The sequence below is a fragment of the Streptomyces sp. NBC_00376 genome (assembly GCF_036077095.1).
GTDB lineage: Bacteria > Actinomycetota > Actinomycetes > Streptomycetales > Streptomycetaceae > Streptomyces.
The window spans coordinates 4527792-4554265 of sequence record NZ_CP107960.1 but is presented as its reverse complement, the minus strand read 5'-3'; the positions used below and the strand labels follow the sequence as shown (position 1 = coordinate 4554265).

The window sequence follows — 26474 nt, the reverse complement described above, 5'->3', positions numbered from 1 at the left end:
CTACAGGCCTTCCGTGTCACGGGGGTTGACCGGATCATCCGGGTCGCCCTGGTGATCCGGGGCGTCCGCCCTCGCCAGCAGGGCGCGCAGGCGTTCCTCGTCACCGGGGGAGAGGGCCGAGATGAAGCGGGCGAGCACGGCGTCCCGGTCACGTTCGCCGTCCAGCACCCGGCGCATCCGCAGGGCGGCGAGACCGGCCTCGTCGGAGGCCGAGGTCCAGGTGTAGGAGCGGCCTTCGCGGGAGCGGGTCACGGCCTTCTTCGCGTAGAGGCGGGAGAGGATCGTGATGACGGTGGTGTACGCGAGGTCGCCTTCGAGGTGCTCCTGGACCCAGCCGGCCGTCGCGGGGCCGTTCGCCGAGTGCAGCACGGCGAGGACCTGGGCCTCCAGTTCGCCCTGCCCGCGCCTGCGCAGCCGCGGACTTTCCGCAGGGGCGGGCACTCCGTCGCACGGTGGTTCGTTGTCCGGGTGGTGGCCGGGCCTGGCCGAGTCCATCGGGGGTCCGCCCTTCTGCGATGCCGCGTCGGCTGCGGCGTCGCAGCATCCTACTTACCGCCGTTTCCGGAACACAGCGGGCGCCCCTGCTGCTAACTTCTACACGCCTGTAGAGTTGGACTTCATCCGGCAACGCAACGCAAGCAACGTATGGAGACGTCATGGCACTGTGGGATCGGATCAAGGAATCCGCCTCGTCGATGCAGTCGCAGCTGGAAGCCAAGAAGAACGACCTGAAGAGCGGGGCGTTCCGCGACGCGAGCATGGCGATGTGTGCCCTTGTCGCCGCTGCCGACGGTTCCATCGACCCGTCCGAGCGCCAGCGCGTCGCCTCGCTGATCGCCTCCAACGAGGTCCTGCAGAACTTCCCGGCGGACGACCTCCAGCGCCGCTTCAACGACTACGTGAACAAGCTCACCGCCGACTTCGCCTTCGGCAAGGTCAGCGTGCTCCAGGAGATCGGCAAGGCGAAGAAGAAGCCCGCCGAGGCTCGTGCCGTCATCCAGATCGGCATCGTCATCGGCGGCGCCGACGGCGACTTCGACAAGTCGGAGCAGGCCGTCGTGCGCGAGGCGTGCTTCGCGCTCGACCTCCCGCCGCACGAGTTCGACCTGTAGGACCGCCCGACACGTAGGGCCGTACAACACGTAGAACCGTTCGAGCTGTGAAACCGTTCGAGCGTCCGCCGCACCGGCTGCCCGGCACGGCGCCCCGAACCGCCGGAACAAGCGCTGCCGACTGACCACCGGCCGGCGCCCGGCAGGCCGGGGGTGCGCGATCCCCCTTGCGCACCCCCGGCCACCTTTTTCTCCGGACCCCGCAGCTTTCACGGGACCCCGCAGCTTTCTCCGGACCCCGCAGCCGGGTCAGATCTCCTTGGCCGGCCAGTCGAGCAGCTGTGCGCCTATGACCGCCGTCTGCAGGGTGTAGCGGTGCATCGGGTCGGACGGGTCGGAACCGGTCAACTGATGGATCCGCTCCAGCCGGTAGGTCAGCGCCCGCACGCTCAGCGACAGCCGGCGGGCCGTCTCCGCGGCCACACAGCCCGCGTCGAAGTAGGCGGCGAGCGTCTTCAGCAGGGGTTCGGCGCCACCACGGGCCTGCTGGAGCGGGCCCAGCTGACTGCGGACCAGATCGGCCATCGCCTGCCGGTCACGGGTCAGCACCGGATAGACCAGCAGATCGGCCGCGTACAGCACCGGATCGTCCAGATCCATCCGCTCCGCCAGGTCCAGCGCTTCCAGCGCCTCGTCGTAGGAGTGGACCACGCCGCCGGGCCCGTGGTGCGGTCGGCCCACCGCGACCCGGCCGCCGTCCGTCGCCGCGTGCGACTGCTTGGCGAAGTACCGCAGGACGTCGGGCTGACTGCCGGGGGCGATGCAGACCAGCCGCCCGTCCTTCGTCGTGAGCAGGATCTTCCGGCCGCTGAACCGGGCGAGCAGCGCCGCCTCGACCGTGCGCGGCACGGAGTCGGTCTCCGTGTACGCCTCCGGGCCCGTCGCCACCGCGACCGCGTGCGCGCGGGAGAGCCGCAGCCCGAACCGGGTGGCCCGCTCGGCGAGCCGGCCCAGATCGCTGCGCCCGTACAGCAGGTCGTCGATGAACTCGCGGCGCGCCGCCTCCTCCCGCCGCACGGTCATCCGCTGGGCCCTTTCGAAGCCGTCCGCGAAGGCGTCCACGGCCTGCTGGACCGCGGCCAGCACCGAATCCGTGGCCGCGCCGTCGGCCGTGGCGCCGAGCGGCCAGGCGGCGCGGGTCTCCGCGATATGCCGGACGACCAGGGCGCGCAGCTGGAACCCGGACTCGGCGGCCTCCCGGCCCAGGAGGCGGCGGTCATCCAGCTCGTCACGGGTGAGCCGGCGGCCGGTGGCGGCCACATCGGTCAGGATGCGGTCATATCCCGCCAGAAGCTCATCGGGGATCTCCGGCTCCGGCACGCGTTCTCCTCACAGTCCTGACGCGACGTTGACACTCACCCAACGCTTACCGGCCGATGCCGGTGCCCGGCATCAAGGACGGGTAAAGATTGCCGGATTCCGGCAGTGCGGCGTCATACCCCTTAATGACACGATCCGGGCAGCACCAACCGGGGGAAACACGGGGGGACACGGGGGAACGACCCGGCTGCTGCGGCACCGCGCCACGCGGTGCCGCAGCAGCGGAGTCACCACCGGCCGCCCAGCAGGAGAAGGGCTGGACGGATGCAGGAGTTCCTGAGCGCAGCGACCGCCTTTCCCGCAGTTCTCTTCGGCGCGGCGCTGGCCGTCGTCGTCCTCTTCTGGCTCCTGGTGCTGGTCGGTGCGGCCGACCACCACTCCTTCGACGGCGACCTCGACACCGACCTGGCCGGGATCGGCGGGGTGCCGGTCACCGTCTCGGTTTCCGTGATGGTCGTCGTCGGCTGGTTCATCAGCCTCACCGGTACGGTCCTGGTGCACCGAAGCGGCACCACCGGCCTGACCCGGGCCGCGTTGGCCTGCGGCGTGTTCGCCGGGGCGCTGCTGCTCGGCTGGGCCGTGCTGCGGGTCCTGGTGCGCTGCTTCCGCCGGCGCTTCCCGGACGAGCCGCCTCCGTCGCGGCAGGACTTCCTGGGCCGGGTCTGCACGGTCCGTACCGGCTCCGTCAGCTCCGACTTCGGCCAGGCCGAGGTCACCGCGGACGACGGCTCCACCGCGATCGTCCAGGTCAGGCTGCTCGCTCCGGCGGACGGCCCGGTCCTCACCGCGGGCAGTGCGGGGCTCCTGTACGCGTACGACGACGAGGGCGAGTTCTTCTGGGTCTCGCCCTACGACAAGGCGCTGGACCCGGGCCCGCCGACGCCACGACCACGCACGGGTGCGCGCCGCACCCCACGCCGCACCGGCTGACCGCCCGGACCACCCGGACAGCGCGGGCCACTCGAATCGCCCGGTCCGCGTGGGCCGGCCGGACCGGCCGCCGCGTCGCCGCCCTGTGATCGGTCGCCCGCCGTCGGGCCGCCCGCTGCCGCACCCCTCCTCTTCCTTCACCATCTTCCTCACCAGCCGCAAGGACTGTCATGGATGCCATCACCCTGGGCTTCGGTGTGCTCGTAGCCGTTGTTCTGCTCATCGCCGTCGCCCTGCTCCTCGTCATCAGCCGGCTCTTCCGCAAGGTCGAGCAGGGCAAGGCGCTGATCATCTCCAAGACCAAGAAGGTCGATGTCACCTTCACCGGGGCCGTCGTCCTGCCGGTCCTGCACAAGGCCGAGACCATGGACATCTCGGTGAAGACCATCGAGATCCGCCGTACCGGGCGCGAGGGCCTGATCTGCCAGGACAACATCCGCGCCGACATCCACATCAATTTCTTCGTGCGGGTCAACAAGACCGTCGAGGACGTCATCAAGGTCGCCCAGTCCATCGGGACCGAGCGGGCCAGCGACAAGGTGGCGATCCAGGAGTTCTTCGGCGCGAAGTTCGCCGAGGCGCTCAAGACCGTCGGCAAGCAGCTGGACTTCGTCGATCTGTACACCAAGCGCGAGGAGTTCCGGGACCGGATCATCCGGGTCATCGGCACCGACCTGAACGGCTACCACCTCGACGACGCCGCGATCGACTTCCTCGAGCAGACGCCGATGACGCAGCTCGACGGCGCCAACATCCTGGACGCGCAGGGCATCCGCAAGATCACCGAGCTGACGGCGATCGAGCACGTACGCACCAACGAGTTCCAGCGCACCGAGCAGAAGGAGATCACCCGGCAGGACGTCGACGCCCGGGAGACCATCCTGGAGCTGGAGCGCCGGCAGGCCGAGGCCGAGATCAAGCAGCGCCGCGAGGTCGAGACGCTGCGGGCCCGCGAGGAGGCCGCCACCGCCAAGGTCCAGGAGGAGGAACGGCTCGGCGCCCAGGCCGCGTTCATCCGTACCGAGGAGCAGCTCGGCATCCAGCGCGAGAACCAGGCCCGGGAGATCGCCGTCGCGCAGAAGAACCGTGAGCGGGTCATCGCGGTGGAGAACGAGCGCATCGAGAAGGACCGGCTGATCGAGGTCATCGGGCGCGAGCGGCAGACCGAGCTGAACCGGATCGCCGCGACGAAGGAGGTCGAGGCCGAGCGCCGCGAGGTCGCCGATGTGATCCGGGAGCGGATCGCGGTGGACCGTACGGTCGCCGAGCAGGAGGAGTCGATCAAGACGCTGCGGGCCGTCGAGGAGTCGGAGCGCACCCGCAGGTCGGTCATCATCGCCGCCGAGGCGGAGGCCCAGGAGAAGCTGGTCAAGGACATCAAGGCCGCCGAGGCGGCGGAGGCCGCGGCCACCCACCTGGCCGCCGAGCAGCTGACGCTCGCCGAGGCCCGGCTGAAGACCGCGGACCTGGACGCCCAGGCGAAGCTGCGGCTGGCCGAGGGCATCCAGGCGGAGTCCGCGGCGCCCGGCCTCGCCGAGATCCAGGTCCGTGAGGCGGAGGCGGATGTCATCGAGAAGGCCGGTCTCGCCGAGGCCGAGGCCACGTCCGCCCGGCTCAGGGCCGAGGCGGAGGGGGCCAGGCTCAAGGCACTCGCGGCAGCCGAGGGCACCCAGGCCCAGGCGACGGCCGACGCGGCGATGATCGGCGAGAAGCTGAAGGCCGAAGCGGCGGGCCTCACCGAGAAGGCGGCCGCGATGGCGGCGCTGGACGACGCCTCGCGCGGACACGAGGAGTACCGGCTGCGGCTCGCCGCGGAGAAGGAGATCCGGCTGGCCGGCCTCGACGTGCAGCGGCAGGTCGCCGAGGCGCAGGCCACGGTGCTGGCCACCGGCCTGGAGAACGCCGACATCGACATCGTCGGCGGGGAGTCGGTCTTCTTCGACCGGCTGGTCTCGGCCGTCTCGATGGGCAAGAGCTTCGACGGGTTCGTGAAGAACTCGGACACCGCGCAGGCCCTCGCGGGTCCGTGGCTGAACGGCACCTCGTCGTTCACGGACGACCTGACCCGGGTGCTCGGGTCGGTGTCCACGGGCGATGTGCAGAACCTGACGGTGTCCGCGCTGCTGATGCGGATGATGAAGGCGCCGGGAGCGGGTGTCTCCTCGGGGCAGATCCAGCAGCTGCTGGCCGCCGCGAAGGAACTGGGCCTCGCCGACCAGCCGGTCTCCGTACTGACCGGGCCGGATGTCCCCGCGGCGACGGGGGCGGCGGACGCCACCGCCGTACCCGTCTCGCGGAACGGGTCCGCGCCGGTCGCGTAGGGCACACAGGGCGAACCTCGATCGCCGGACGGGCGGGCAGATCAAGCCCGTCGAGGGGTCCCCCCATGCCTTTCGGGCTATGGGGGAGATCGAGGACAGAGCGCGGCCGGAGGCCGCGCGACCCGACAGCCCGACGCGCCCCCGCACCACCCGCGCCCCGGCACCACCCGCCCCGTAACACCTCGCAGGGAGAGTCGTACGCATGGACACCGACACCACGACCGCAGCGCCCACCGGCGGCCCCGTGGACGCGGGGACGTACGACGTGCTGCGCCGCCGGCTCGGCGACCGGGCCGCCGAACTCGCACGCCGCGCCGAGGAACTGAACGCGCGCCGCACCGCGGAGTTCGGCTCGACCGAGCTCCGGCTCGCCGGCACCGAGCAGATCCGCACCGGCCACGCGGCGGTCCCCCGCGACCTGGTGGCCGTCGGCGGGCAGCTGCTGTTCGGCTTCGAGCGGGGCCCGGGAGCGGCGGACCCGGCCGACCTGTCCGACGTACTCGCCCTGTACGGATCGGAGTTGGGGTCGCCCGCCGCGGGCGGCCTACTGGCCGACGAGGACTTCGTACGCGAGTTCACCGCGCTGCACCGCTACTACCGCGACGCCCGGCTGCTGCGGCTGCGCCTGGTGGACGGAAAGCTGCTCGCCGTCTTCCGCACCGGCGAGAGCGCGGACGGCATCCGGGTGCTGCGCTGGGCGCTCGCCCCGGACGGGTCGCCGGGCGCGTTCCTCGACGCGCGCGGCGACCGCGACCACGTCTTCCCGCCCTCGCACGACTTCACCTGGACCGCCGCCGGGCGCGAGTCGCACGTTCTGGGCCGGCACCCGCACATCGCGGTCGGCGGGGACGGCCCGGACAGCGCCGCGCTCTACGTCGACACGCTCGGCGGGACCCTCACCGTCAAGACGGTCAACGACACCGACACCCCGGACGGGATCTACCGGGAGCCGGTCGCCGAACCCCTCCAGTCGCTCGCCGACGCGGAGGTCGAGCACGCCACGATCGGACCGCTGGTCCTGCTCCGTATCCGCCCGTACAACGAGGAGTCCTGGCGGTACCTGGTCTTCAACTCGCTGCTCGGCACCGTGCTGCGGCTCGACGGCATCGGGCCGGCCTGCCACCGGCTCCCGGAGGACCAGGGGATCATCTTCCCCGGCGGCTACTACCTCACCACCGGCACCGCCAAGACCTTCGACATCGCCGAACCCCTCACCGGCCCGGTCTTCGAGGGCGCGGTCCGCTCCCCGAACGGCGAGGACGTCCTCTACGTCTTCCGCTCCCCCGACGACGGCCGCGCACTGCTCCTGCCCTACAACCTGATCCGGCAGGAGGTCGCCACCCCGCTCCAGGGCCGGGGCCACGCCCTGCTCGACGACGGCACCCTCGTCCTGCTGCGCACCACCGCCACCGGCGACGAACCGGCCCGGGTCCACCCCTTGCAGCGCTGGCGGACCCCGTACGTCTCCGACACCCACGCGGCCTCCCGCCCCGCCGGAACCGGCCCGCTGGCCCGGGTCGGCAACGCCGATCTGGTGCGCGGGATCTCCGACTGCCTGGCGCTCGCGCACAGCGCCGCCGAGACCACCCCGACCGCCGCCGTGTACGCGCAGCTGGTCGCGGACTGCACCCGGGCCACCGACCGCTACCACTGGCTCACCGACGCCGAACTCGGCGAACTCGCCGCCCCGTTGGCGGAGCTGAAGGCCACCGCCGAGCAGGTCCTGACCGAGTTCGAGACCGTGCGGGAGCTGACCCGGCAGGCCGCCGACGCGCTCGACGAGACGGCCGACCGGCTCACCGCGCTCGTCCGCCGCATCCGTGGCGAGGCCCCCCGCTCGGCCGCCGCCTGGGTGGACCAGCTCACCGAACTGCGCCGCGCCCATGGCCACTTGGCGACGCTGGCCGAGATGCGGTACGCGGACACCGAGCGGATCGCCGAACTCTCCGCCGCGACCGCCGCCGACCTCGAATCGGCCGCACAGCGCGCCGTCGCCTTCCTCGGCCGGGACGACGCCTTCACCGGCTACCACGAGTCGATCGCCGCTCTCACCGCCGAGGCGTCCGAACTCGCCACCGTCGCGGACGCGGCGGCGCTCGGCGAGCGACTGAACGGAATGACGGACGGGCTGAGCACCGTCACGGACGTCGTCGCCGGTCTCGACATCGGGGACACGACGGTCCGCACCTCGATCCTGGAGCGGATCGCCGAGGTGCTCGGCGGGGTCAACCGCGCCCGCGCCACGCTCGAAGCCCGCCGCCGCGAACTCCTCGACCACGAGGGACGCGCCGAGTTCGCCGCCGAGTTCGCGCTGCTCGGGCAGGCCGTCACCGGGGCGATCGCCGCCGCGGACACCCCGGACGCCTGTGACGATCAACTTTCCAGGTTGTTGCTCCAGCTGGAAAACCTGGAGTCGCGGTTCGCTGAGTTCGACGACTTCCTCGCCGAGCTGGCCGAGCGCCGGACGGAGGTGTACGAGGCGTTCTCGGCCCGCAAGCAGACCCTCCAGGACGCCCGCGCCCGGCGCGCCGAGCGGCTGGCCCAGTCGGCGGCCCGGGTCCTGGAGACGGTCTCCCGGCGGTTGACCGCGCTGCCGGACCTGGATTCCGTGAACACCTTCCTGGCCTCCGACCCGATGGCCGCCAAGATCCGCCGCACCGCCGATGAGCTGCGCGAACTCGGCGATCCGGTGCGGGCCGAGGAGCTCGACGGGCAGCTGCTGGCCGCCCGCCAGGAGGCCGGACGCGCCCTGCGCGACCGCAGCGAGCTGTACGCGGACGGCGGTGCTGTGATCCGGCTGGGCCGGCACCGGTTCGCGGTGAACACCCAGCCCTTCGACCTGACGCTCGTCCCGCACGGCGACCGCCTCGCCTTCGCGCTCACCGGTACGGACTACCGGGCGCCGGTCACCGACCCGGAGTTCGAGGCGACCCGCCCGTACTGGGAGCAGACCCTCCCCTCCGAGTCCCCGCGGGTCTACCGGGCCGAGCACCTGGCCGCCCGGCTCCTCGACGAGCGGGGCGCGGACACCCTCGCCGCCCTGACTCCGGCCGAACTCACCTCCCTGGTGCGGGAGTCGGCCGCCGCCGCATACGACGAGGGCTATCAGCGCGGCGTCCACGACGAGGACGCCACCGCGATCCTCACCGCCCTGCTGCGGCTGCACGCCGGGGCCGGCCTGCTGCGCTGCCCGCCCGCCGTCCGGGCAACCGCTCAACTCTTCTGGGCGTACAACACGGACGAGGCGCGGCGCACCTCATGGACCCGGCGGGCCCGCTCACTGGCCCGCGCCCGCGAGACCTTCGGCCTCGCCCCGGCCGTCGACGCCCTCCAGGAGGAGTGGGCGGCCGTCATCGGCGGCGAGGGCGCGGCGGACGCGCCCGAGGACCCGTCCGCCGTCGCCGCGTACCTCTTCGAGGAGCTGACGAGCGGCCCGGCCGGCTTCGTGACCAGCGCCGCCGTCCGCACGTTTCTGGACAAGTTCCGCCGTACGACGGGCACTTCGGCGTACGACGAGGATCTCGCCGCACTGGGCGACGACCTGCCGGCCCGCCGCCAGCTCGTCGAGGGCTGGCTCACCTCGTACGCCACCGCGAGCGGCACCGCGATCGACGCGGGCGATCTCGCGGAGGCCGTCGCCGTGGAGCTCTGCCCCGAGCCGGTGCTCGACCGGTACGACTGCGAGGCCCCGCTGACCGCACGGGTGGAGGGCCTGCTCGGCACACACCCGCGCGTCGAGAGGGGCGCACTGACCGTCCGGATCGACGAACTCCTCGCCCGTACGGCCGAGTTCCGCACCGCGACCGTCCCCGGCTTCCGCGCCTACCAGCGCCGGCGAACGGCACTGGTGAACACCGAACGGGCCCGGCTGCGGCTGGACGACCACCGGCCGCGCGTCATGTCGGCGTTCGTCCGCAACCGGCTGCTCGACGAGGTGTACCTGCCGCTGATCGGGGACAGCCTCGCCAAGCAGCTCGGCACCGCCGACGCCGACCGGCGCACCGACTCACAGGGCCTGCTGCTGCTCGTGTCGCCGCCCGGCTACGGCAAGACGACGCTGATGGAGTACGTCGCCGACCGGCTCGGCCTGGTCCTCGTCAAGATCAGCGGCCCGAACCTCGGTCACGACGTGACCTCGCTCGACCCGGCCCAGGCCCGCACGGCGACCGCCCGCCAGGAGATCGAAAAGATCAACTTCGCGCTGGAGTCCGGCAACAACACGCTCCTCTACCTCGACGACATCCAGCACACCTCGCCCGAACTGCTCCAGAAGTTCATCCCGCTCTGCGACGCCACCCGCCGCATCGAGGGCGTGCGGGACGGCGAGCCGCGCAGCCACGACCTGCGGGGCAAGCGGTTCGCGGTGTGCATGGCGGGCAATCCGTACACGGAGTCGGGCGAGCGGTTCCGGATCCCCGACATGCTCGCCAACCGGGCCGACGTGTGGAACCTCGGCGAGGTGCTGAGCGGCCGCGAGGACGTCTTCGCGCTGAGCTTCGTCGAGAACGCGCTGACCGCCAACCCGGTGCTGGCACCGCTCGCCGGGCGCTCCCGCGACGACCTCGCCCTGTTCGTACGGCTCGCCTCCGGCGACAGCGCGGCGCGCGCGGACCGGCTGGAGCACCCGTACGCCCCCGCCGAGGTGGACCGGATCGTCGCGGTCCTGCGCCATCTGCTGACCGCCCGAGACACCGTCCTGGCCGTGAACGCCACGTACATCGCGTCGGCCGCGCAGACCGACGCGACGCGCACCGAGCCGCCGTTCCGGCTCCAGGGCTCGTACCGCAACATGAACAAGATCGCCGAGCGGATCGTGCCGGTGATGAACGAGGCGGAGCTGTCCGACGTCGTCGACGACCACTACACGGGCGAGGCCCAGACGCTGACCACCGGCGCGGAGTCGAACCTGCTCAAGCTCGCCGCGCTGCGCGGCCGGCTCACCCCCGAACAGTCCGCGCGCTGGTCCGCGATCACCGCCTCCTACGTCCGCACCCAGGCACTCGGCGGCCCGGACGGCGACCCGATGACCCGGGCCGTCGCCGCGCTGGGGCTGCTCGCGGACCGGATCGCGGCGGTCGAGACGGCGATCGTCCGGGTCGCGGACCCGCGCCATCTGCTCACCAACCCGCAGGCCCGCCACGCGGCACCCCCTCCCGCCGGACCGACAGAAGATCACTGAGCCGCCGGATATACGGGAGAGGAACAAGGCATGCTGAGTCACGTGCCCCCACTTCCCCAGCAGCCCCAACGTTCCCCGTTCAGCGGACACATGGTCGTCTGCGGCGACGACGCCCTGGCCCGGCGCCTCGCCGTCGAACTGCGCTACGTGTACGGGGAGCGGGTAACCCTTCTGCTGCCGCCCGGCCGTGACGCCCGCCGCCCCGAACTCCCCCTGACCGGACGCGGGCTGGCATCCGCACTGTTCGGCCGCATGTCCTCGGCGATGAACCGCAACGGCGGCAACGGCGGAGGCGGTGGGGCCGACGCGCTCGGGGACGACACCAACGCCGGGGTCGACCCGGTCCGCATCCTGGAGGCGGCGGAGCCCTCCGACGAGGCGTTCGACGAGGCGGGCGTCGCCTCGGCCGCCGCCCTGGCCCTGGTGTACGACGACGACGAGCGCAACATCCGCGCCGCGCTGACCGCCCGCCGCCTCAACCCCCGCCTCCGGCTGGTCATCCGGCTCTACAACCGCAAGCTGGGCCAGCACCTGGAGACGCTGCTCGACCAGGCCGCCGCCCTCGCCACCCCCGGCCTGGACCGGGCCGCCCTGGACGCCTCCACCACCGTCCTCTCCGACGCCGACACCGCGGCCCCCGCCCTCGCGGCCACCGTCCTCACCGGCTCCAGCAAGGTCATCCAGGCGGAGGGCCTGCTGCTGCGCGCCGCCGAACGCACCCCGCCCGGGGGCGGCCAGATCGCCGACCCCGGCCTGTGCACCCTCGCCCTGCTCTCCTCCACCACCCATGACCCGGCGGGCACCGAGGGCTCCGACAGCAGCGGCGACGAAGGCCCCCGGCTGCTGCCCGACGAACGGCAGGTGGCCGCCGCGACGGGCCGGGGCACGGTGGTCCTGGAGGCGGTCAGCCAGGCCGGCCCGCCCGGACCACCGCCCCGGATGGGCGGCCGGGGCGCACCGCTCGGCCAGGTCTTCTCGCGGCGGCTGCGCTGGTCGGCGCTGGGCGTCGGCCTGGCCGTGCTGGGCCTCGCCATCGCCTCCACGCTCACCACCGGCGACGACCCCCTGCACGCCACCTACCTGACCCTGCTCGACCTCTTCGCAATGGGCGACCCGGCGACCGGGGACCCGCTGGCCCGCCAGATCATTCAACTCCTCTCCGGCATAGCCGGGTTGATGCTGCTGCCGCTCCTCGTCGCGGGTGTCCTGGAGGCCTTCGGCTCGCTCCGCACGGCCTCCTCGCTGCGCCGCCCGCCACGCGGCCTGTCCGGCCATGTGGTGCTGCTCGGCCTCGGCAAGATCGGCACCCGGGTCCTGGTCCGGCTGCGTGAACTCGGCATACCGGTGGTGTGCGTGGAGGACGACCCGGACGCGCGCGGCATCGCGGTCGCCCGCCGGCTGCACGTACCGGTGGTCCTCGGCGATGTCACCCAGGAAGGCGTCCTGGAAGCGGCGAAGATCCAGCGCTCCCGCGCCCTCCTCGCCCTGACCAGCGCCGACACCACCAACCTGGAGGCGGCCCTCTACGCCCGCTCGGTCAAGCCGGACCTGCGGGTGGCACTGCGGCTGTACGACGACGAGTTCGCCACCGCCGTCTACCGCACCCTGCGCACCGCCCACCCCCAGGCCGTCACCCGCTCCCGCTCCGTCTCCCATCTGGCCGCCCCCGCCTTCGCGGTCGCCATGATGGGCCGCCAGATCCTGGGCGCGATCCCCGTCGAGCGCAAGGTGATGCTCTTCGCCGCGGTCGAGGTGGCGGGCCACCGGCAGCTGGAGGGCCACACGGTGGAGCAGGCGTTCCGGGCGGGCGCCTGGCGGGTCCTCGCCCTGGACGCCACCCCACCCGGCGACCGCCGCCCGGATCTGGCCCCTGTCTCCCCGGACAATCCGTCCGGCCTGGTCTGGGACCTGCACCCCGGGTACGTACTGCGCCCCGAGGACCGCGTGGTCATCGCCGCGACCCGCCGAGGCCTGGCCGAACTGCTGCGGGGAGGGCGCCGGGTGACCCCGGGGACGTGAGGCCCACGCACGGGCTCACCGGAAGGAGACGGCACTCCAGCCATGTGCGGGCAGGACAAAACCGACCCCACCCACGAGTTCCGGCGCCTCCGACGCCTCATGGCCGTACAGCTGCTCGAACTCCTCGTTCGACATGATGACGGTGTGCTGCGGCTCTTCTCCGGTGTCGTCGCCCACCGCCTGCGCGGAGGGCGCAAGGAGCAGAATGCCGCCGGCCGCGAGGCAGGCACCGGCAAGAAGAACGTGACGCATGGGGAATCTCCAAGTCTCGTCGGAGCCAGGCACGCTAGGCCCTCGCCCCGCCCTCGGCGCCGCGCCGCACCACAGCCTGTCCGCCCTTCACCCGACCGTGCCGGCACAGGTCCGGCCGACGACCGAAATCCACATGCCCCGCGCTCCCCTCCGCCCCTAGCCTGCCCCCATGGACACCGACGCCCCCGACCTCCTCAACGTGATCGACATCGAGGCGACCTGCTGGGACGGGCAGCCGCCCCCGGGGGCGGTGAGCGAGATCATCGAGATCGGCCTGACGGTCGTCGACCTGCGCGCGGCCGATGGGGTCTCCCCTGCTCGAAAGGAGTTGAGAGCTCGGGGAAGGCTCGCCCGCCACCGGATCCTCGTCCGGCCCGCCCGGTCCACGGTCAGCGCCTTCTGCACCGAGCTGACCGGCCTCACCCAGGCCGAGGTGAACACCGGAGTGTCCTTCGCCGAGGCCTGCCGCCTGCTGGCTTCCGAGCACCGGTCGGGCACCCGGCCCTGGGCCAGCTGGGGCGACTACGACCGCAACCAGTTCACCCGCCAGTGCCGGGCCACCGGCACCCGGTACCCCTTCGGCCACCGCCACACCAACGCCAAGCTCCCCTTCACCGCCGCGCACGGCCTGCGCAAACGCCCCGGCATGGCCCAGGCCCTGGAGGTGGCGGGCCTCCCCCTGGAGGGCCGCCACCACAGCGGCGCGGACGACGCCTGGAACATCGCGGCGCTGATCCTGGACGTGGCGGCCCGGGGCGCCTGGCCGGAGGCCACCGCCTGACGGGCTAGAACAGCGAGAGCCCGCCGCCCATCACCCCCCGCACCTCCTCCAGCGTCGCCGTCGCGATCTCGTTGGCGCGCTCGTTCCCGGCGCGGAGCACCGACCGTACGTACCCCATGTCCCGCGCGTACTCCGCCCGCCGGGCCCGGATCGGCGCCATCCGGCTGTTGACGGCCTCGGTCACGGTCCGCTTGAGCGCGGCCGCACCGCCCCCGCCGATCTCCTCCGCCACGGCGTGTGGTTCCCGTCCCAGGCAGAGCGCCGCCAGCAGCACCAGCGAGGACACCCCGGGCCGGTTCTCCGGGTCGTACGTGATGTGCCGCTCGGCATCCGTCTTCGCACCCTTGATCAGCCGGGCGGTCTCGTCCGCGTCGGCGCCCAGCGCGATGGAGTTCCCCCGGCTCTTGCTCATCTTGGTGCCGTCGGTGCCGAGGAGGAGCGGCGCGTCGGAGAGCAGCGCTTCCGGTTCCGGGAAGACCGTCCCGTACCGCTCGTTGAAGCGCCGGGCGACGGTCCGCGTGACTTCGAGGTGCGGCAGCTGGTCCTGCCCGACCGGCACCAGGTTCCCCTTGCAGAACAGGATGTCGGCGGCCTGGTGCACGGGGTACGTGAACATCAGCCCGCTGACGGCCGACTGCCGGGAGTGCGCGATCTCGTCCTTCACTGTGGGATTGCGGTTCAGCTCGGCGACGGAGACCAGGCTCAGGAACGGCAGCATCAGCTGATTGAGCGCGGGCACGGCGCTGTGGTTGAAGACCGTCGAACGTGCCGGGTCGATCCCGACGGCCAGGTAGTCCAGCAGCATCCCCTCCATGTGCTCGCCGAGCCGGTCGGCGACGTCCCGGTCGGTGAGCACCTGGTAGTCGGCGATGATCACGAACACGTCCACCCCCAGCTCCTGGAGCCGGACGCGGTTGTGGAGAGTGCCGAAGTAGTGCCCGAGGTGCAGGGGCCCGGTGGGCCGGTCCCCGGTCATCACCCGGAACTCCTGCGGGGCCTGCCGGATCCGCGTCTCCAGCTCGGCGGTGGTTGCGGCGATTGCGGCTGTGGCTGTGGCTGTGCTCATTGGTCTTCTCTCCTCGCGAGTGCTGGTTGCGTGGAGGACGGCCCGCCGTGATCACCGGCATCCGTACCCGTACGAGGGCAGAGAAAAGGGCCGTCCATATCGAACGGCCCTGATTCCGTGCAGAGGGGAGGCGGCCGCTCCTAGAAGGAGCGCCACCAGTTTCGGCACGGTACGGAGGTCATGACCCGAGCGTAACCGAACCGTTCTCCGCCCACACGGCCTTTCCGGCTCCGCGCCGCGCCGCGTACCCCCAGCGGGCGAACTCGGCTTTCTGACACTTCAGTGGTTGGGCGACGCCCTGACGCCCCGCCTCGCCCCTTCTCCAGCAGCGTCCCGCGGCTCAGGCGGCGGAGGCCGGCGCGAGTTCCGCCGGCAGTCGCGGCGGCGAGCCCTGGGTCCACACCACACGCAGCGCCGAGGCGGAGATCCTCCAGCCGTCGGCCGTCCGGACCAGTTCGGTGTCGGCATGGCCGGCGGAGACGAAGAGGCCGCCCGAGCCGTCCGCCAGGACATGGGTGCTCAACTGGGCACCCCGGGCGGTGGCCCGGTCCCCGTCGACCTCGATGACGGCGTTGGTGCCCAGGTGCACCGTTCGGTCGAACAACGCCATACCTCGCCGGATGTGCGCGAGCAGGGCGTCACGGCCGTGGACGGTGCCGATGGGCATCTCCGCGGTGACATCCTCGGTGTGGAACGCGCGCGCCCACTCCTCGTCGAAGACGCCCTCGTCCAGGGAACGCAGATAGCGGTCCATCAGGTCGGCGATCTCGGCCCGGTCGGTCAGTGCGCGCAACTGCCGCCGCATCTCTACGGTGTTCATGGCAGAAGACTTCTGCCTCAAGCGCACTTGAGGTCAAGGCGCTTGGCCCTACGCGTCCGGGTCCCAGGCCAGGAGCCGATCGAAGATGCGCCGGTCGCCGTCGAGCTTCAGGGAGTCCACCGGGACGCGGCCGTACAAAGCTCTGGCTGGCCAACAACTGGTCCAGGCTCGTCCCGCCAACCGGCGGCACCGGCCTGGTCGAACTCATCGGAGCCGCCACCCCCGTCTGCACCCCCTTGCAGCCTCTGCCGACCCGCCCGGCATCCACCGGCGCAACCGCCTGCCCCACCCAGACCGGCACGCAGAGCAAGTGACGGAGGTCCAGGCAGCCGCCGCTGCTCCGTCAGGCGTTGCTCCACCCGCGCCGGCACAGGACGAGGCGGTACCCGTCCGGGTCCTCCACGGTGACGCCCCACTCGTTCCAGTACGGATTCGGCGACGGGACCCGCTTTCCGCCGTGCTCCTCCAGGCGGTCCACCATCTCCTCCGGTACCGGACCGTCGAGATAGAGGACGAGCAGGTCCTCGTCGGTGGGGCGGGGGTCGGTGGGGTGGTCGCCGCCGTGGACGAGTTCGAGGTGCCAGGGGGCGTCCGGGTGGCCCAGCATCAGGAGGTCGTGCGTGCCGGGTTCCCGTTCCGCGTCGGCGCGGTACAGGACGTTCAGCCCGAGGCCGTCCGCCCAGAAGCGTTCGGCGGCGGCCAGGTCCCGGGACGGGCGGGCGATGCGGATGTGGGTCTGTCCGGTGAACGGCACGGCGGGGCTCCTGCCTGGCGGCGGCACGCCCTGCGCGTGCCCGGCCCGCAGCGTAGGCGGACGGGGGGCCGGGCCGCATCGGTCCGGGGGCGGGCCGCGCCTCCGCCGACTGTCCTACATCGGTCCGTCCCGGGATGCGCCGCGCCTCTGCCCGCCGTCCTGCAACTGCCCCAGCACCTCGTCGAACGCCTTGCTCCAGCCCGTCTCCGGGCCCCAGTTGTCCTCCGCCCTCGACAGGAGCAGGACCCTGGCGGGTACGCCGGCCACCGCGTAGGCGGCGAGCTTGTGGTGGCCGTCCAGGACGGCGGCCGCCAAGAAGCGTTCGGGGTACTCGGCCTCTACGTAAATGTCCTCGACCCAGGCGAGGGCCAGGGCGGCGGGGCGGTGGCCCGCCGTGATGGCCGAGGCATACCGGGTCACCGTGGCCGCGTCGAGTGCGTCCAGCGGCTGGGACGGGAGCAGCGCGCCGTACGTCGGGACCTCGCCGGGGATGCGGTCGCGCAGCTGGAAGTGGGCGGTGCCCGGCCAGCCGTCGAGGGGGTCCTCGGTGTACGGCTCGTCCTCGCGCTCGCGCAGTTCGCGGCGCCGGACCCACCACGACGCCGCCGGGTCGGTCACCCGCTCCAGGGCGAGGTCGGCCAGGTGGGCGCGGTAGTGGCCGGTCGGGAGCTCCGCGATGAGGGGAGCGGCCGCGTCGAGGACGCCGGAGCCCAGGTCGTCCACGTCGGCGAGTGCGGTGCGCAGGCGGTCCGCGCCCTCCCGGGCCGTCCGGGGCGGCCAGCCGAGGAGGGTCATCGTCGTCTCGCACGTACCGCAGTCCGAGCCGACGTGATAGACGCGCTCGCCGTCGATCCGGAGGGACTTGTCCCAGCGGGGCCAGGACGTGCCGGGCGCGGGCGGGTCGTAGTCGATACGGATCCTGCCCCGGCCGTCCTCGACGGTGAAGCGCGCGTGGCGCGGGGAGTCGAGTGCGAACGGGCCCACCGACGGCGGGACCGGGCCGTCCAGCCGGCGCTCGGACCAGATGCCGTGCAACAGCCTGCCGTGGTCGCCGTCAGGAGGATCCAGGGGGAGCAGCGGGTGCCTGCCGGTCAGGGCGACCAGGGCGTGGTGCACGTCGCCCGCGGGCTCCCGGTTCGTCTCCAGCTCCCGCAGGAGGTGGGGTATCGCCGCCGGGTCGTCCAGCAGTTCCAGGGCCACGACGAAGGCGCCGTGCTGCAGTCCGGTCAGGCCGGGGAGTCGTTCCGCGACCGGCAGCGTCCACTCCCGGGCGCCGAGCCGCCCCAGCGCCATGGCCGCGCGCCCGCTCAGGCGCTCGTGGTCCAGCAGCCCGCCGAGGAACGGTGCGAAGCCCGCGTCCTCGGAGAGCCCCATCGCGTCCACCAGCGGTTCCACCGCGCCGAGCTCCTCGGCGAGCCGGTGCAGCTCGGCCGCCGGAATGCGCAGCCTCCGCTGCACCGCCGTGCCCAGCAGCTCCTTCGCGCCGTCGCCGTCACCACCGCTCTCGGCCAGCAGGCGCAGGAACACCGGGACGGCCGGTTCGCCGAGGGCCCCGAGCAGCCAGGTGAGGTGGCGCCGCTCGTCCTGCGCCGCCCGGCCGTAGCGGACCCCGATCGCGTCGGGCAGGCCCGCCGGGGCGTCCTCGGCCAGTGCGAACAGCGCGCTCCAGATGTCGTCCGCCGCGAGCACCGCCGCCAAGCGCTCCGGTGCCGTGCCGTCCATGCCGGCCGTGCCGTCCATGTCTCCCGCCCCCACCCCTGCCCCGCTCACTTCACTACTTCTTCGCGTGCTCGCCGACGTAGAACAGGATCCAGATGAAGCCCGCGAAGAGATGCGTGGCGAATACGTAGACGAAGACGCGCAGGGCCACGCCGCGCTCCTTCCAGCGCTCGCTCTCGCCGCCGCTCCCGCTCACGGTCCCGCTCTCCGTCCGGGCGCGGTCCGTGCCTGGTCCACGCGTCCCGCCCAGGGTACGCACCGGTCCGGAGCCCCCTCGGGGACCACGGAATAGGTCAGGGGGGTGCTCCGTTGTAGGGTGTGTTCACATAGTTCAATGTTCAACAAATCTAGTTCTGGAGGCGGGCGCCATGCAGTTCGGGATCTTCACCGTCGGAGACGTCACCACCGACCCCACGACCGGCCGGACGCCGAGCGAGAACGAGCGGATCAAGGCGACCCTCGCCATCGCGCAGAAGGCGGAAGAGGTCGGCCTGGACGTCTTCGCGACCGGCGAGCACCACAACCCGCCGTTCGTCCCGTCCTCGCCGACGACCACGCTCGGCTACATCGCCGCCCGCACCGAGAACCTGATCCTGTCCACGTCCACGACGCTGATCACCACCAACGACCCGGTGAAGATCGCAGAGGACTACTCGACGCTCCAGCACCTCGCGGACGGCCGCGTAGACCTGATGATGGGCCGCGGCAACACCGGTCCGGTCTACCCGTGGTTCGGCAAGGACATCCGGCAGGGCATCCCGCTCGCCATCGAGAACTACGCCCTGCTGCACAAGCTGTGGCGCGAGGACGTCGTCGACTGGGAGGGCAAGTTCCGTACGCCGCTGCAGTCCTTCACCGCGACCCCGCGCCCGCTGGACGGCGTCCCGCCGTTCGTCTGGCACGGCTCGATCCGCTCGCCGGAGATCGCCGAGCAGGCCGCGTACTACGGCGACGGCTTCTTCCACAACAACATCTTCTGGCCCATCGAGCACACCGCGAAGATGGTGAACCTGTACCGGCAGCGGTACGCGCACTACGGGCACGGCACCGCCGAGCAGGCCATCGTCGGCCTCGGCGGCCAGGTGTTCATGCGGAAGAACTCGCAGGACGCGGTACGGGAGTTCCGCCCGTACTTCGACAACGCGCCGGTCTACGGACACGGGCCCTCGATGGAGGACTTCACCCGGCAGACCCCGCTGACCGTCGGCTCCCCGCAGGAGGTCATCGAGCGGACCCTGTCCTTCCGGGACGCCGTCGGTGACTACCAGCGCCAGCTGTTCCTGATGGACCACGCGGGGCTGCCGCTGAAGACGGTCCTGGAGCAGCTCGACATCCTCGGCGAGGAGGTCGTCCCGGTGCTGCGCAAGGAGTTCGCCGCGCTGCGCCCGGCCGGGGTCCCGGACTCCGCGCCAGTCCACCCGGCCGTCGCCGCCCGCGCCGCCGATGCCACCACTTCTGCCACTGCCGCCACCGCCACCACGAAGGAGGCCTGACCACCGTGTCCAACACGTCCAACGCCTTCGTCACCGAGCCCCTGCGCATCGTCGCCGTATCGGCCGGGCTGAGCAGCCCGTCCTCGACCCGGCTGCTGGCCGAGCGGCTGGCCGGCGCCGCCCGTGAGCGGCTGCTGACCGAGCAGGACCGCACGGTCGAGGTCCGGGTGATCGAGCTGCGCGACCTGGCCGTCGACATCGCCAACCACCTGGTCACCGGCTTCCCGCCGGCCGCCCTGGACGAGGCGATCAAGGAGGTGACGGAGGCGGACGGACTGATCGCCGTCTCGCCCGTGTTCACCGCCTCGTACAGCGGGCTGTTCAAGTCGTTCTTCGACCTGATCGACAACACGGCGCTGACCGGCAAGCCCGTCGTCGTCGCGGCGACCGGCGGCACCGCCCGCCACTCTCTGGTCCTGGAGCACGCGATGCGCCCGCTCTTCTCCTATCTGCGGGCCACCGTCGTACCGACGTCCGTGTACGCGGCGTCGGAGGACTGGGGCTCGTCCGGCGACGAGTACACCGACGGGCTGCCGTCCCGCATCCGGCGGGCGGGCGGCGAGCTCGCGGCCATGATCACGGGCGGCCGGGCGGCGTCCGGGGCGCGGAGGACCCTCGGGCTGGACGACGAAGTCGTGCCGTTCGAGCAGCAGCTCGCCGACCTCCGCCTGGACTGAGGCCCCACCTCCTGCACCTCTGCCTGGTTTGACTAGAGTTGGCACGAAAGATGCGCCGTGCGGGGTTTCCGGTACGTACGGCGCCTCTGCGCACTGAGCCGAACCGAGCTGGAGGCAGAGATGGGCAGGATCGTGGTGGGCGTGGACGGCTCCGAGTCGTCGGTCAAGGCGCTGCACTGGGCCGTACGCCAGGCGGAGCTGACCGGCGACACGGTGGAGGCGGTCAACAGCTGGGAGTACCCCGCGACGAGCTGGGCGTCGATGATGCCCGGCATGCCGGAGGACTTCGACCCGCAGGCCGTGGCGACCGTGGCCCTCAACGAGACACTGGAGGAGGCCCTGGGCGCCGAGGGTGCGGCGGCGGTCAGCAAGATCGTGGTGATCGGCAACCCGGCCCAGTCCCTGCTGGACCGCGCCAAGGGCGCGAACCTGCTGGTCGTCGGGGCCCGCGGCTACAGCGGCTTCAAGGCGACCCTGCTCGGCTCGGTCAGCCTCCATGTCACCCAGCACGCACCGTGCCCGGTGACGGTCGTACGTGACGCGTGACCGTCGTGCGTGACGCGTGACCGTCATGCGGTGACGCGTGACCGTCATGCGGTGACGCGTGACCGTCGCCGGTCGGGCATGAGAACGCGAAAGGGCGGGCCCGCACGAACGTGTGCGGGCCCGCCCTCGTGTCCGTACGGGACCGTACGGACTCACGTCTTCTCGTGCGTGTAGTAGATGTAGAAGGTGCTGATGAACATCCCGAGGCCGACCGCCAGCCCCAGCGCCGCGGACCGCAGCACGCTCGAATCGGTCAGTCCGACCAGCAGGCCGATCGCCGCCGCGGTCAGCGCGCCGTAGGCCACCGCCCGCACCAGGGGCAGCATGGTGTGCTGGATCCGGCCCAGCACGAAGCACAGGGCGGCGAGTACCACCGCGGTGGCGAGGCCGTACCAGAACTGCCGGCCGGCGCTCGCGCCGTTGTTGCGGAGGATGAACGAGGCGTAGAGGCCGTACGCCGCGCCCAGCGTGACGGGGACGGCCCAGGAGCTCCTGCTGTGCCCGCGTGCGTGTGACCTCGGCCGGGTCCGTCCGCCGGCCGGCATTGCCGCGTGTGTGGACATGCGGGGTTCTCCTTCCGTGGCTCCGTTTCCTTCCAGGGCACACCCGGCCGCGCCACCCGGCAACTCGGATGGCGTACGGCCCGGGGCGCGCCGCCCCGGCACGGGATTCCCTGGACGGGTGCGGACGTATCTCTCGGCGGCTCTCTCGGTGGTACTGGTGGTGCTGCTCGCCGTCCTGGTGCCGGTCGCCGCGCTGTCCGCCTGGGTGGACCTGGAGATCGACAACACGGACCGCTACGTCGACGCGGTGGCCCCGCTCGCCTCCGACCCCGATGTGCAGAGCACCGTCACCGACCTCATCACCGACGGGGCGATGAAACAGATCGACGCCGGGCCGCTCCAGGACACCGTGCGGGAGTTCCTGCGCCAGGCGGTGCTGTCCTTCACCACCACCGACGCCTTCCAGGACGCCTGGAACGCCGCCAACCGCACCGCCCACGAGGCCGTCACCGCCGCCCTGAACGGCAACACCGGCGAGGCCGTGACCATCGATCTGGCCCCCGTGACCGAGCGGGTCAAGCAGAACCTGGAGGAGAACGGGGTGCCGTTCGCCGACCGGATCCCGGTCCAGCACACCGACATCACGCTCATCTCCGCCGACCGCGCCGACCAGCTGCGCCAGACCTTCCGCCTGCTGCGGACCGGCAGCATCTGGCCGGCCGTGGCCACGCTCGTGGTCGCCGTCCTGGCCGTGGCCGTGGCCTGGCTGCGCGGCGGCGGACCGGGGCACAGACGCTCCTGGCCCGCCGCGCTCTCGGCCACCGCCGTGGCCGGGCTCGGCTTCGCGCTCGGGGCACTGGTGCTGCGCGCGGTGCTCGCGTACACCCGCGACCGGGTGCTGTCCGAGGTGCCGGACAGCGAGACGGCGGGGGCGGCGGCGGTGTACGACGCGCTGACGGGCTCGCTGCGCACGACGGTCTGGGCGGTGTTCGCCGTGGGACTGGCGGTGGCCCTGTGCGCGGGGCTGGTGCGGGGGTGGGTGCGGATGCGGGGACGGAAGCGGGTGGGCCGGGGTGAGGTGGGACGGCCGGGAAAGCCGGGGCGGCCGGGTCCGGAATGACCCGGTCCGCAGAGCTCCGCACGGCCTTTTCCTCTCGACATGCGGCAGCGGGCGGGCCGGGGAAGAGTGGTTCTCGTGACTGCCGGATCGGGGGCGACTGAGAGGTCTTCCGCATGCGAGCCATAGCCGTCGGCGCGTTCCGGGCCGACCCCGCACTGGTGGAGATGCCCAAGCCCGAACCGGAGGCCGGAGAGGTACGGGTCAGGATCGAGTACGCCGCGCTCAACCCGTCCGACTGGCAGGCCGCGCAGGGCTCCCCGGACGACGGACCGGCACCGCGCGTGTTCCCGATGGTCGTCGGGGTGGACTTCGCGGGCCGGGTCGACATGATCGGCAGCGGCGCGAACCGGTTCCGGGTCGGCGACCAGGTCTTCGGCCGGGTCGCCCGGCCGAACGCGGCGGGCAGCGGCACGTACTGCGACTACGTGTCCGTGCCGCAGGACTCCGCCATCACCGTCGTACCGCCCGGCCTCCCCCTGCGGGCCGCGGCCGCGCTTCCCTCCGCCGGAATTGCGGCCGCCCAGATCCTGGAGATCGCGGTGTTCCGGGGCCACGAGACCCTGCTGGTCATCGGTGCGGCGGGCGGCGTCGGCAGCTATCTGACCCAGCTCGCCTCCGCCCGCGACATACGGGTGATCGCCGCCGTGCGCGGCCACGAGCACACCCGGATGACGGAGCTGGGCGCCGCCGTCACGATCGACATCACCGACCGGCCGCTGGAGGCGGCGGTACGGGAGAGCTGCCCGGACGGTGTCGACGCACTGGTCGACCTGGTCTCCACCACCCCGGAATCCTTCGCCGGACACGCCGCCCTGGTACGCGGCGGCGGCATCGCCCTCACCACGCGCGGCATCGCCTCCGGGGCCGCCCTGCCCCCCGGCGTGACCGGTATCGACTTCCGGCTCGAACCCACCCCGGTCCTGCTGGACGTCCTGGCCGCGGGCGCCGCCGAAGGCGTACTGCGGGTGCCCGTCGACATCGAACTCCCACTGGAGAAGGCCCCGCAGGCCCTCGACCGGAACCGGACGGGCGGCGCACGCGGGAAGACCGTCATCGTGCTCTGACCCCCTGCGCCCCCTCTCCCCCGCCACGAAGGAGACGTCATGGACGACCGGGAACACGACATCATCGACGAGATCGGCGGACTCATCTCCGAGGAACGGAGCCTGCGCGACCGCTCCACCCGCGAAATGGGCCTCAGCGAGGAAGAGAAAGCACGGCTGCGTACCGTTGAAGTGCGGCTCGACCAGTGCTGGGATCTGATGCGACAGCGCCGGGCGCTGAGCGAGTACGGCGAAGATCCGTCCGAGGCGCGGGTCCGGCCCGCCGACGAGGTCGAGGGCTACCGGAGCTGAACGCACGACCGAGGGGGGACGCGTTGACCGACACGGAGACCGGATCCGGACGGCGGCGGACGGCGCCACCCCCCTGGCTGGCGCCACCCCCCTGGCTGCTGAGCGGACTGCGCCCGAAGCCGTCCACGCCCATCGCCTGGGCGGGCGTCGCCCGCGCCTCCGTCTCCCTGGCCACACCGCTGGCCGTCGGCTTCGCGCTGGACCGCCCGGCGTACGGCGCGCTCGTCTCGATGGGCGCGCTCTCCGGCGTCATCGGCGACACCGCCGACGCGTACCGGATGCGGATACTCAACATCGCCGTGCCGCAGCTCTTCGGCGCGCTCGGCATCATGCTCGGCACGCTGGTGTACGGAACCGGCTGGGGGGCCGTCGCCGCGCTGACGCTGGTCGGCCTGGTCTCCGGGATGATGTCGACGATCGGCGCGGTCGCCTCGGTCTCCGGGCTGCTGCTCCTGCTCAACGCGGTGGTCGGGGCCGGGCTCCCGATGCCGCAGCCCTGGTGGGTGGCGCCGCTGCTGCTCACGGTCGGCGGCCTGTTCGTACTCACCCTGACCCTGCTGGCCTGGCCGCTGCGCCGGAAGCTCCCGGAGCGGGTCGCGGTCGCGGACACCTACCTCGCGGTCGCCGACCTGCTCGCCGCCGCGGGCACCGACGCGTACGAGGAACGCCGCCAGGCCGTCACCCAGTCCCTCAACACGTCCTACGACCTGATCCTGGCCCGCCGGGCCCGCTACCACGGCCGCAGCAACGCCATGGTGCGGCTGCTCGCCCAGCTCAACGTCGTCATCCCGCTCGTCGAGGCGGCCCCCGCCGTCCATGTGCGCCGTCTCAGGCTCCCGGACGAGATCCCGGCGGCGGTGCGCGAACTTGCCGTCGCCGTCGAGGAGAGCCGCACCGGCCGCCCCGAACTCACCCTGCCCGCACCGGACTCACCCGCCACCCGTGCGGTGGACAGCGCCCTGCGGCACGCGGCGGTCGTGGTGCACAAGGCCGACCCCGACCCGTACAACGTCGACGACCGGCTCGGCCGCCCCGCCGTGCTCGGGGTACGGATCCGGCGGGCCACCCGCGACGTGCTGTTCTCCGGGGCCTCCTGGCGGTACGGGCTGCGCCTCGCCCTCTGCATCGGCCTGGCCCAGGCGCTGACCTCACTGATCCCGGTGCCGCGCTCGTACTGGGTGGCGCTGACCGTCACGTTCGTCCTCAAGCCGGACTTCGGCTCGGTGTTCTCGCGGGCCGTGCTGCGTTCGGTGGGCACGGCGGCCGGGCTCGTGATCGCCGCACCGGTGCTCGCCGCGGTGCCGGTGGGCTGGTGGGACGTGCCGGTGATGGTGGTGCTCGCCGCGCTGATCCCGGCGCTCACCGCGAAGGGCTACGCCTTCCAGACCGCGGCCATCACCCCGGTCATCCTGCTCCTGTCCGACCTGCTGAACCATCAGGGCTTCCACCTGGTCTGGCCGCGCTTCCTGGACAGCCTGATCGGCTGCGCGATCGTGCTGGTGGCGGGCTATCTGCTGTGGCCGGAGAGCTGGCACGTACGGGTCGGCCACCGGCTCGCGGACGCGGTGGCGGACATCGCCGACTACGTGGCGTGCGCGTTCGAGCCGGGCGGCTCCGGCGACCGGGCGGAGCGGGTGCGGGCCCGGCGCCGGATCTACCGCGACCTGTCGGTCGTACGTTCCGAATTCCAGCGGGCCCTGACCGAACCGCCCCCGGTCGGCACCCGGGCCGCCGCCTGGTGGCCGCTGGTCGTCGCGGTCGAACGCATCGTGGACGCGGCGACGGCGGCCCGGGTCCGGGTCAATCACGGAGCACCCGAGCCGCCACCGGCCGAGGTCGCCGAGGTCCAGCGGCAGCTGCGGGAGCTGGCCGAGGGGATACGGGCCAGCGAGGTCCTGGTGGAGGTGCGCACCGAACTTCCGGGCGACAAGGAAGGCGTACTCGCTCCGCTGCGCCAGGAGGTGGCGGCGGCACGGGCGATCGCCTCGCCCCAGCCGTAGGGGCTGCTCCACGGCGGGACGGTCGCCCGGTGGGGCCGGCCCGGTGGTGGGGCGGTCGCCCGGTGGGGCGGTCAGCCCGTGGGGCCGGCCCCCCGCAGCCGTTCCATCTCGCGCCGGTCCCGCTTCGTCGGCCGGCCCGCGCCCCGGTCCCGTACCGGAACCTGGATCGCCGCCTCGCGCGGCGGCGGGGGCGGGCTGTTGTCGATGAAGCACTCCGCCGCCACCGGAGGGCCGACCCGCTTCTTGACGATCTTCGACACGACCACGATCCGGTCGCGTCCGGCGTGCCGGAGCCGTACCTCGTCGCCGACGCGCAGCGCCTGGGCGGGCTTGGCGCGCTCGCCGGCGACCTTCACATGACCCGCGCGGCAGGCGGCAGCGGCCTGCGAACGGGTCTTCGTCAGCCGGACCGACCAGATCCAGACGTCGACCCGAACGCTGCCCTCCGCCTGCGGCGCCTCACCGGAAACCATGTGTCCGACTGTAGGGCCTGTCGTGGGGTCGTAG

23 protein-coding genes are annotated in these 26474 nt (G+C 72.4%); 13 read left to right on the top strand and 10 right to left on the bottom strand.

All coding sequences use genetic code 11. From position 1 onward, the window contains the following. On the bottom strand, positions 1-495 hold the full coding sequence (locus OG842_RS20555; protein WP_266731503.1) for a BlaI/MecI/CopY family transcriptional regulator: 495 nt from the start codon (positions 493-495) through the stop codon (positions 1-3). Positions 496-656: 161 nt separating this feature from the next. On the opposite strand from OG842_RS20555, the gene OG842_RS20550 reads away from it, so the two are divergent. Further along, positions 657-1112 carry a tellurite resistance TerB family protein gene (locus OG842_RS20550; protein ID WP_093899464.1) on the top strand — a complete coding sequence of 152 codons (456 nt, stop codon included), beginning with the start codon at positions 657-659 and terminating at the stop codon, positions 1110-1112. A 249-nt stretch (positions 1113-1361) separates the two neighbouring features. Here the strand turns inward: OG842_RS20550 and OG842_RS20545 are convergent, their stop codons facing one another. Then, the gene (locus tag OG842_RS20545) at positions 1362-2432 is read right to left on the bottom strand and encodes a PucR family transcriptional regulator (protein ID WP_266731502.1); all 1071 of its coding nucleotides are present in this window, start codon (positions 2430-2432) and stop codon (positions 1362-1364) included. A 264-nt stretch (positions 2433-2696) separates the two neighbouring features. On the opposite strand from OG842_RS20545, the gene OG842_RS20540 reads away from it, so the two are divergent. The 4 genes from OG842_RS20540 (at position 2697) to OG842_RS20525 (ending at position 12881) form a co-directional block, all read left to right on the top strand. After that, positions 2697-3362: a hypothetical protein gene (locus OG842_RS20540; protein WP_266731501.1), complete on the top strand. Its 666-nt coding sequence runs from the start codon at positions 2697-2699 to the stop codon at positions 3360-3362. 170 nt (positions 3363-3532) lie between these two features. Next, complete coding sequence (locus OG842_RS20535; RefSeq protein WP_266731499.1) at positions 3533-5683, top strand: flotillin family protein; 2151 nt, start codon at positions 3533-3535, stop codon at positions 5681-5683. A gap of 202 nt (positions 5684-5885) precedes the next feature. Next, positions 5886-10862 carry a DNA repair ATPase gene (locus OG842_RS20530; RefSeq protein ID WP_266731497.1) on the top strand — a complete coding sequence of 1659 codons (4977 nt, stop codon included), beginning with the start codon at positions 5886-5888 and terminating at the stop codon, positions 10860-10862. A 30-nt stretch (positions 10863-10892) separates the two neighbouring features. After that, positions 10893-12881, top strand: coding sequence for a potassium channel protein (locus OG842_RS20525; RefSeq protein WP_266731496.1), 1989 nt, complete (start codon positions 10893-10895; stop codon positions 12879-12881). Between the two features lie 15 nt (positions 12882-12896). Here OG842_RS20525 and OG842_RS20520 read toward each other — a convergent pair whose 3' ends face one another. Next, positions 12897-13133 (bottom strand): hypothetical protein, encoded by a 237-nt coding sequence (locus tag OG842_RS20520; protein WP_266731495.1) that lies wholly within the window; start codon positions 13131-13133, stop codon positions 12897-12899. Between the two features lie 169 nt (positions 13134-13302). Between OG842_RS20520 and OG842_RS20515 the strand changes: the two genes are divergently transcribed. Further along, positions 13303-13914 (top strand): 3'-5' exonuclease, encoded by a 612-nt coding sequence (locus OG842_RS20515; RefSeq protein WP_266731493.1) that lies wholly within the window; start codon positions 13303-13305, stop codon positions 13912-13914. A gap of 4 nt (positions 13915-13918) precedes the next feature. On the opposite strand, the gene trpS is transcribed toward OG842_RS20515, so the two are convergent. The 5 genes from trpS to OG842_RS20490 all read right to left on the bottom strand — a co-directional run bounded on the left by trpS (position 13919) and on the right by OG842_RS20490 (position 18469). After that, the gene (trpS, locus tag OG842_RS20510) at positions 13919-14980 is read right to left on the bottom strand and encodes a tryptophan--tRNA ligase (protein WP_266731492.1); all 1062 of its coding nucleotides are present in this window, start codon (positions 14978-14980) and stop codon (positions 13919-13921) included. Between the two features lie 340 nt (positions 14981-15320). Next, positions 15321-15800, bottom strand: a complete 480-nt coding sequence (locus OG842_RS20505) for a nuclear transport factor 2 family protein (protein WP_266731490.1) — start codon at positions 15798-15800, stop codon at positions 15321-15323. A gap of 343 nt (positions 15801-16143) precedes the next feature. Then, the gene (locus OG842_RS20500) at positions 16144-16554 is read right to left on the bottom strand and encodes a VOC family protein (RefSeq protein ID WP_266731488.1); all 411 of its coding nucleotides are present in this window, start codon (positions 16552-16554) and stop codon (positions 16144-16146) included. Positions 16555-16668: 114 nt separating this feature from the next. After that, on the bottom strand, positions 16669-18324 hold the full coding sequence (locus OG842_RS20495; RefSeq protein ID WP_266731486.1) for a hypothetical protein: 1656 nt from the start codon (positions 18322-18324) through the stop codon (positions 16669-16671). A 4-nt stretch (positions 18325-18328) separates the two neighbouring features. Then, entirely contained in the window at positions 18329-18469 is a 141-nt protein-coding gene (locus OG842_RS20490; RefSeq protein WP_256260242.1) for a DUF6126 family protein, read from the bottom strand. A gap of 172 nt (positions 18470-18641) precedes the next feature. Between OG842_RS20490 and OG842_RS20485 the strand changes: the two genes are divergently transcribed. The 3 genes from OG842_RS20485 (at position 18642) to OG842_RS20475 (ending at position 20989) form a co-directional block, all read left to right on the top strand. Further along, a complete protein-coding gene (locus OG842_RS20485; RefSeq protein WP_266731484.1) occupies positions 18642-19766 on the top strand; it encodes an LLM class flavin-dependent oxidoreductase in 1125 nt (374 codons plus the stop codon). 5 nt (positions 19767-19771) lie between these two features. Further along, positions 19772-20443 carry an FMN reductase gene (locus OG842_RS20480; protein ID WP_266731482.1) on the top strand — a complete coding sequence of 224 codons (672 nt, stop codon included), beginning with the start codon at positions 19772-19774 and terminating at the stop codon, positions 20441-20443. 120 nt (positions 20444-20563) lie between these two features. After that, positions 20564-20989, top strand: a complete 426-nt coding sequence (locus tag OG842_RS20475) for a universal stress protein (RefSeq protein WP_266731481.1) — start codon at positions 20564-20566, stop codon at positions 20987-20989. 152 nt (positions 20990-21141) lie between these two features. On the opposite strand, the gene OG842_RS20470 is transcribed toward OG842_RS20475, so the two are convergent. After that, a complete protein-coding gene (locus OG842_RS20470; RefSeq protein WP_266731479.1) occupies positions 21142-21552 on the bottom strand; it encodes a hypothetical protein in 411 nt (136 codons plus the stop codon). Positions 21553-21670: 118 nt separating this feature from the next. Here OG842_RS20470 and OG842_RS20465 point away from each other — a divergent pair, with 118 nt between their 5' ends. The 4 genes from OG842_RS20465 to OG842_RS20450 all read left to right on the top strand — a co-directional run bounded on the left by OG842_RS20465 (position 21671) and on the right by OG842_RS20450 (position 25967). Beyond that, positions 21671-22612: a hypothetical protein gene (locus OG842_RS20465; RefSeq protein WP_266731477.1), complete on the top strand. Its 942-nt coding sequence runs from the start codon at positions 21671-21673 to the stop codon at positions 22610-22612. Positions 22613-22725: 113 nt separating this feature from the next. Further along, positions 22726-23676, top strand: coding sequence for an NADP-dependent oxidoreductase (locus OG842_RS20460; RefSeq protein ID WP_328512419.1), 951 nt, complete (start codon positions 22726-22728; stop codon positions 23674-23676). A gap of 39 nt (positions 23677-23715) precedes the next feature. Beyond that, positions 23716-23967: a DUF2630 family protein gene (locus tag OG842_RS20455; protein WP_266731475.1), complete on the top strand. Its 252-nt coding sequence runs from the start codon at positions 23716-23718 to the stop codon at positions 23965-23967. A gap of 23 nt (positions 23968-23990) precedes the next feature. Next, a complete protein-coding gene (locus OG842_RS20450; RefSeq protein WP_443063993.1) occupies positions 23991-25967 on the top strand; it encodes an FUSC family protein in 1977 nt (658 codons plus the stop codon). A 71-nt stretch (positions 25968-26038) separates the two neighbouring features. Here OG842_RS20450 and OG842_RS20445 read toward each other — a convergent pair whose 3' ends face one another. Beyond that, a complete protein-coding gene (locus OG842_RS20445; RefSeq protein ID WP_266731474.1) occupies positions 26039-26440 on the bottom strand; it encodes an RNA-binding S4 domain-containing protein in 402 nt (133 codons plus the stop codon). Between the last annotated feature and the right edge of the window lie 34 nt (positions 26441-26474).

What these genes read in the sequence shown, in the direction of transcription:
- OG842_RS20550 (WP_093899464.1), top strand. Translation starts at nt 657, where the DNA reads ATGGCACTGTGGGATCGGATCAAGGAATCCGCCTCGTCGATGCAGTCG.
- OG842_RS20455 (WP_266731475.1), top strand. Translation starts at nt 23,716, where the DNA reads ATGGACGACCGGGAACACGACATCATCGACGAGATCGGCGGACTCATC.
- OG842_RS20445 (WP_266731474.1), bottom strand. Translation starts at nt 26,440, where the DNA reads ATGGTTTCCGGTGAGGCGCCGCAGGCGGAGGGCAGCGTTCGGGTCGAC.
- OG842_RS20525 (WP_266731496.1), top strand. Translation starts at nt 10,893, where the DNA reads ATGCTGAGTCACGTGCCCCCACTTCCCCAGCAGCCCCAACGTTCCCCG.
- OG842_RS20555 (WP_266731503.1), bottom strand. Translation starts at nt 495, where the DNA reads ATGGACTCGGCCAGGCCCGGCCACCACCCGGACAACGAACCACCGTGC.
- OG842_RS20505 (WP_266731490.1), bottom strand. Translation starts at nt 15,800, where the DNA reads ATGAACACCGTAGAGATGCGGCGGCAGTTGCGCGCACTGACCGACCGG.
- OG842_RS20520 (WP_266731495.1), bottom strand. Translation starts at nt 13,133, where the DNA reads ATGCGTCACGTTCTTCTTGCCGGTGCCTGCCTCGCGGCCGGCGGCATT.
- OG842_RS20460 (WP_328512419.1), top strand. Translation starts at nt 22,726, where the DNA reads ATGCGAGCCATAGCCGTCGGCGCGTTCCGGGCCGACCCCGCACTGGTG.
- OG842_RS20485 (WP_266731484.1), top strand. Translation starts at nt 18,642, where the DNA reads ATGCAGTTCGGGATCTTCACCGTCGGAGACGTCACCACCGACCCCACG.
- OG842_RS20535 (WP_266731499.1), top strand. Translation starts at nt 3,533, where the DNA reads ATGGATGCCATCACCCTGGGCTTCGGTGTGCTCGTAGCCGTTGTTCTG.
- OG842_RS20530 (WP_266731497.1), top strand. Translation starts at nt 5,886, where the DNA reads ATGGACACCGACACCACGACCGCAGCGCCCACCGGCGGCCCCGTGGAC.
- OG842_RS20515 (WP_266731493.1), top strand. Translation starts at nt 13,303, where the DNA reads ATGGACACCGACGCCCCCGACCTCCTCAACGTGATCGACATCGAGGCG.
- OG842_RS20540 (WP_266731501.1), top strand. Translation starts at nt 2,697, where the DNA reads ATGCAGGAGTTCCTGAGCGCAGCGACCGCCTTTCCCGCAGTTCTCTTC.
- OG842_RS20475 (WP_266731481.1), top strand. Translation starts at nt 20,564, where the DNA reads ATGGGCAGGATCGTGGTGGGCGTGGACGGCTCCGAGTCGTCGGTCAAG.
- OG842_RS20470 (WP_266731479.1), bottom strand. Translation starts at nt 21,552, where the DNA reads ATGTCCACACACGCGGCAATGCCGGCCGGCGGACGGACCCGGCCGAGG.
- trpS (WP_266731492.1), bottom strand. Translation starts at nt 14,980, where the DNA reads ATGAGCACAGCCACAGCCACAGCCGCAATCGCCGCAACCACCGCCGAG.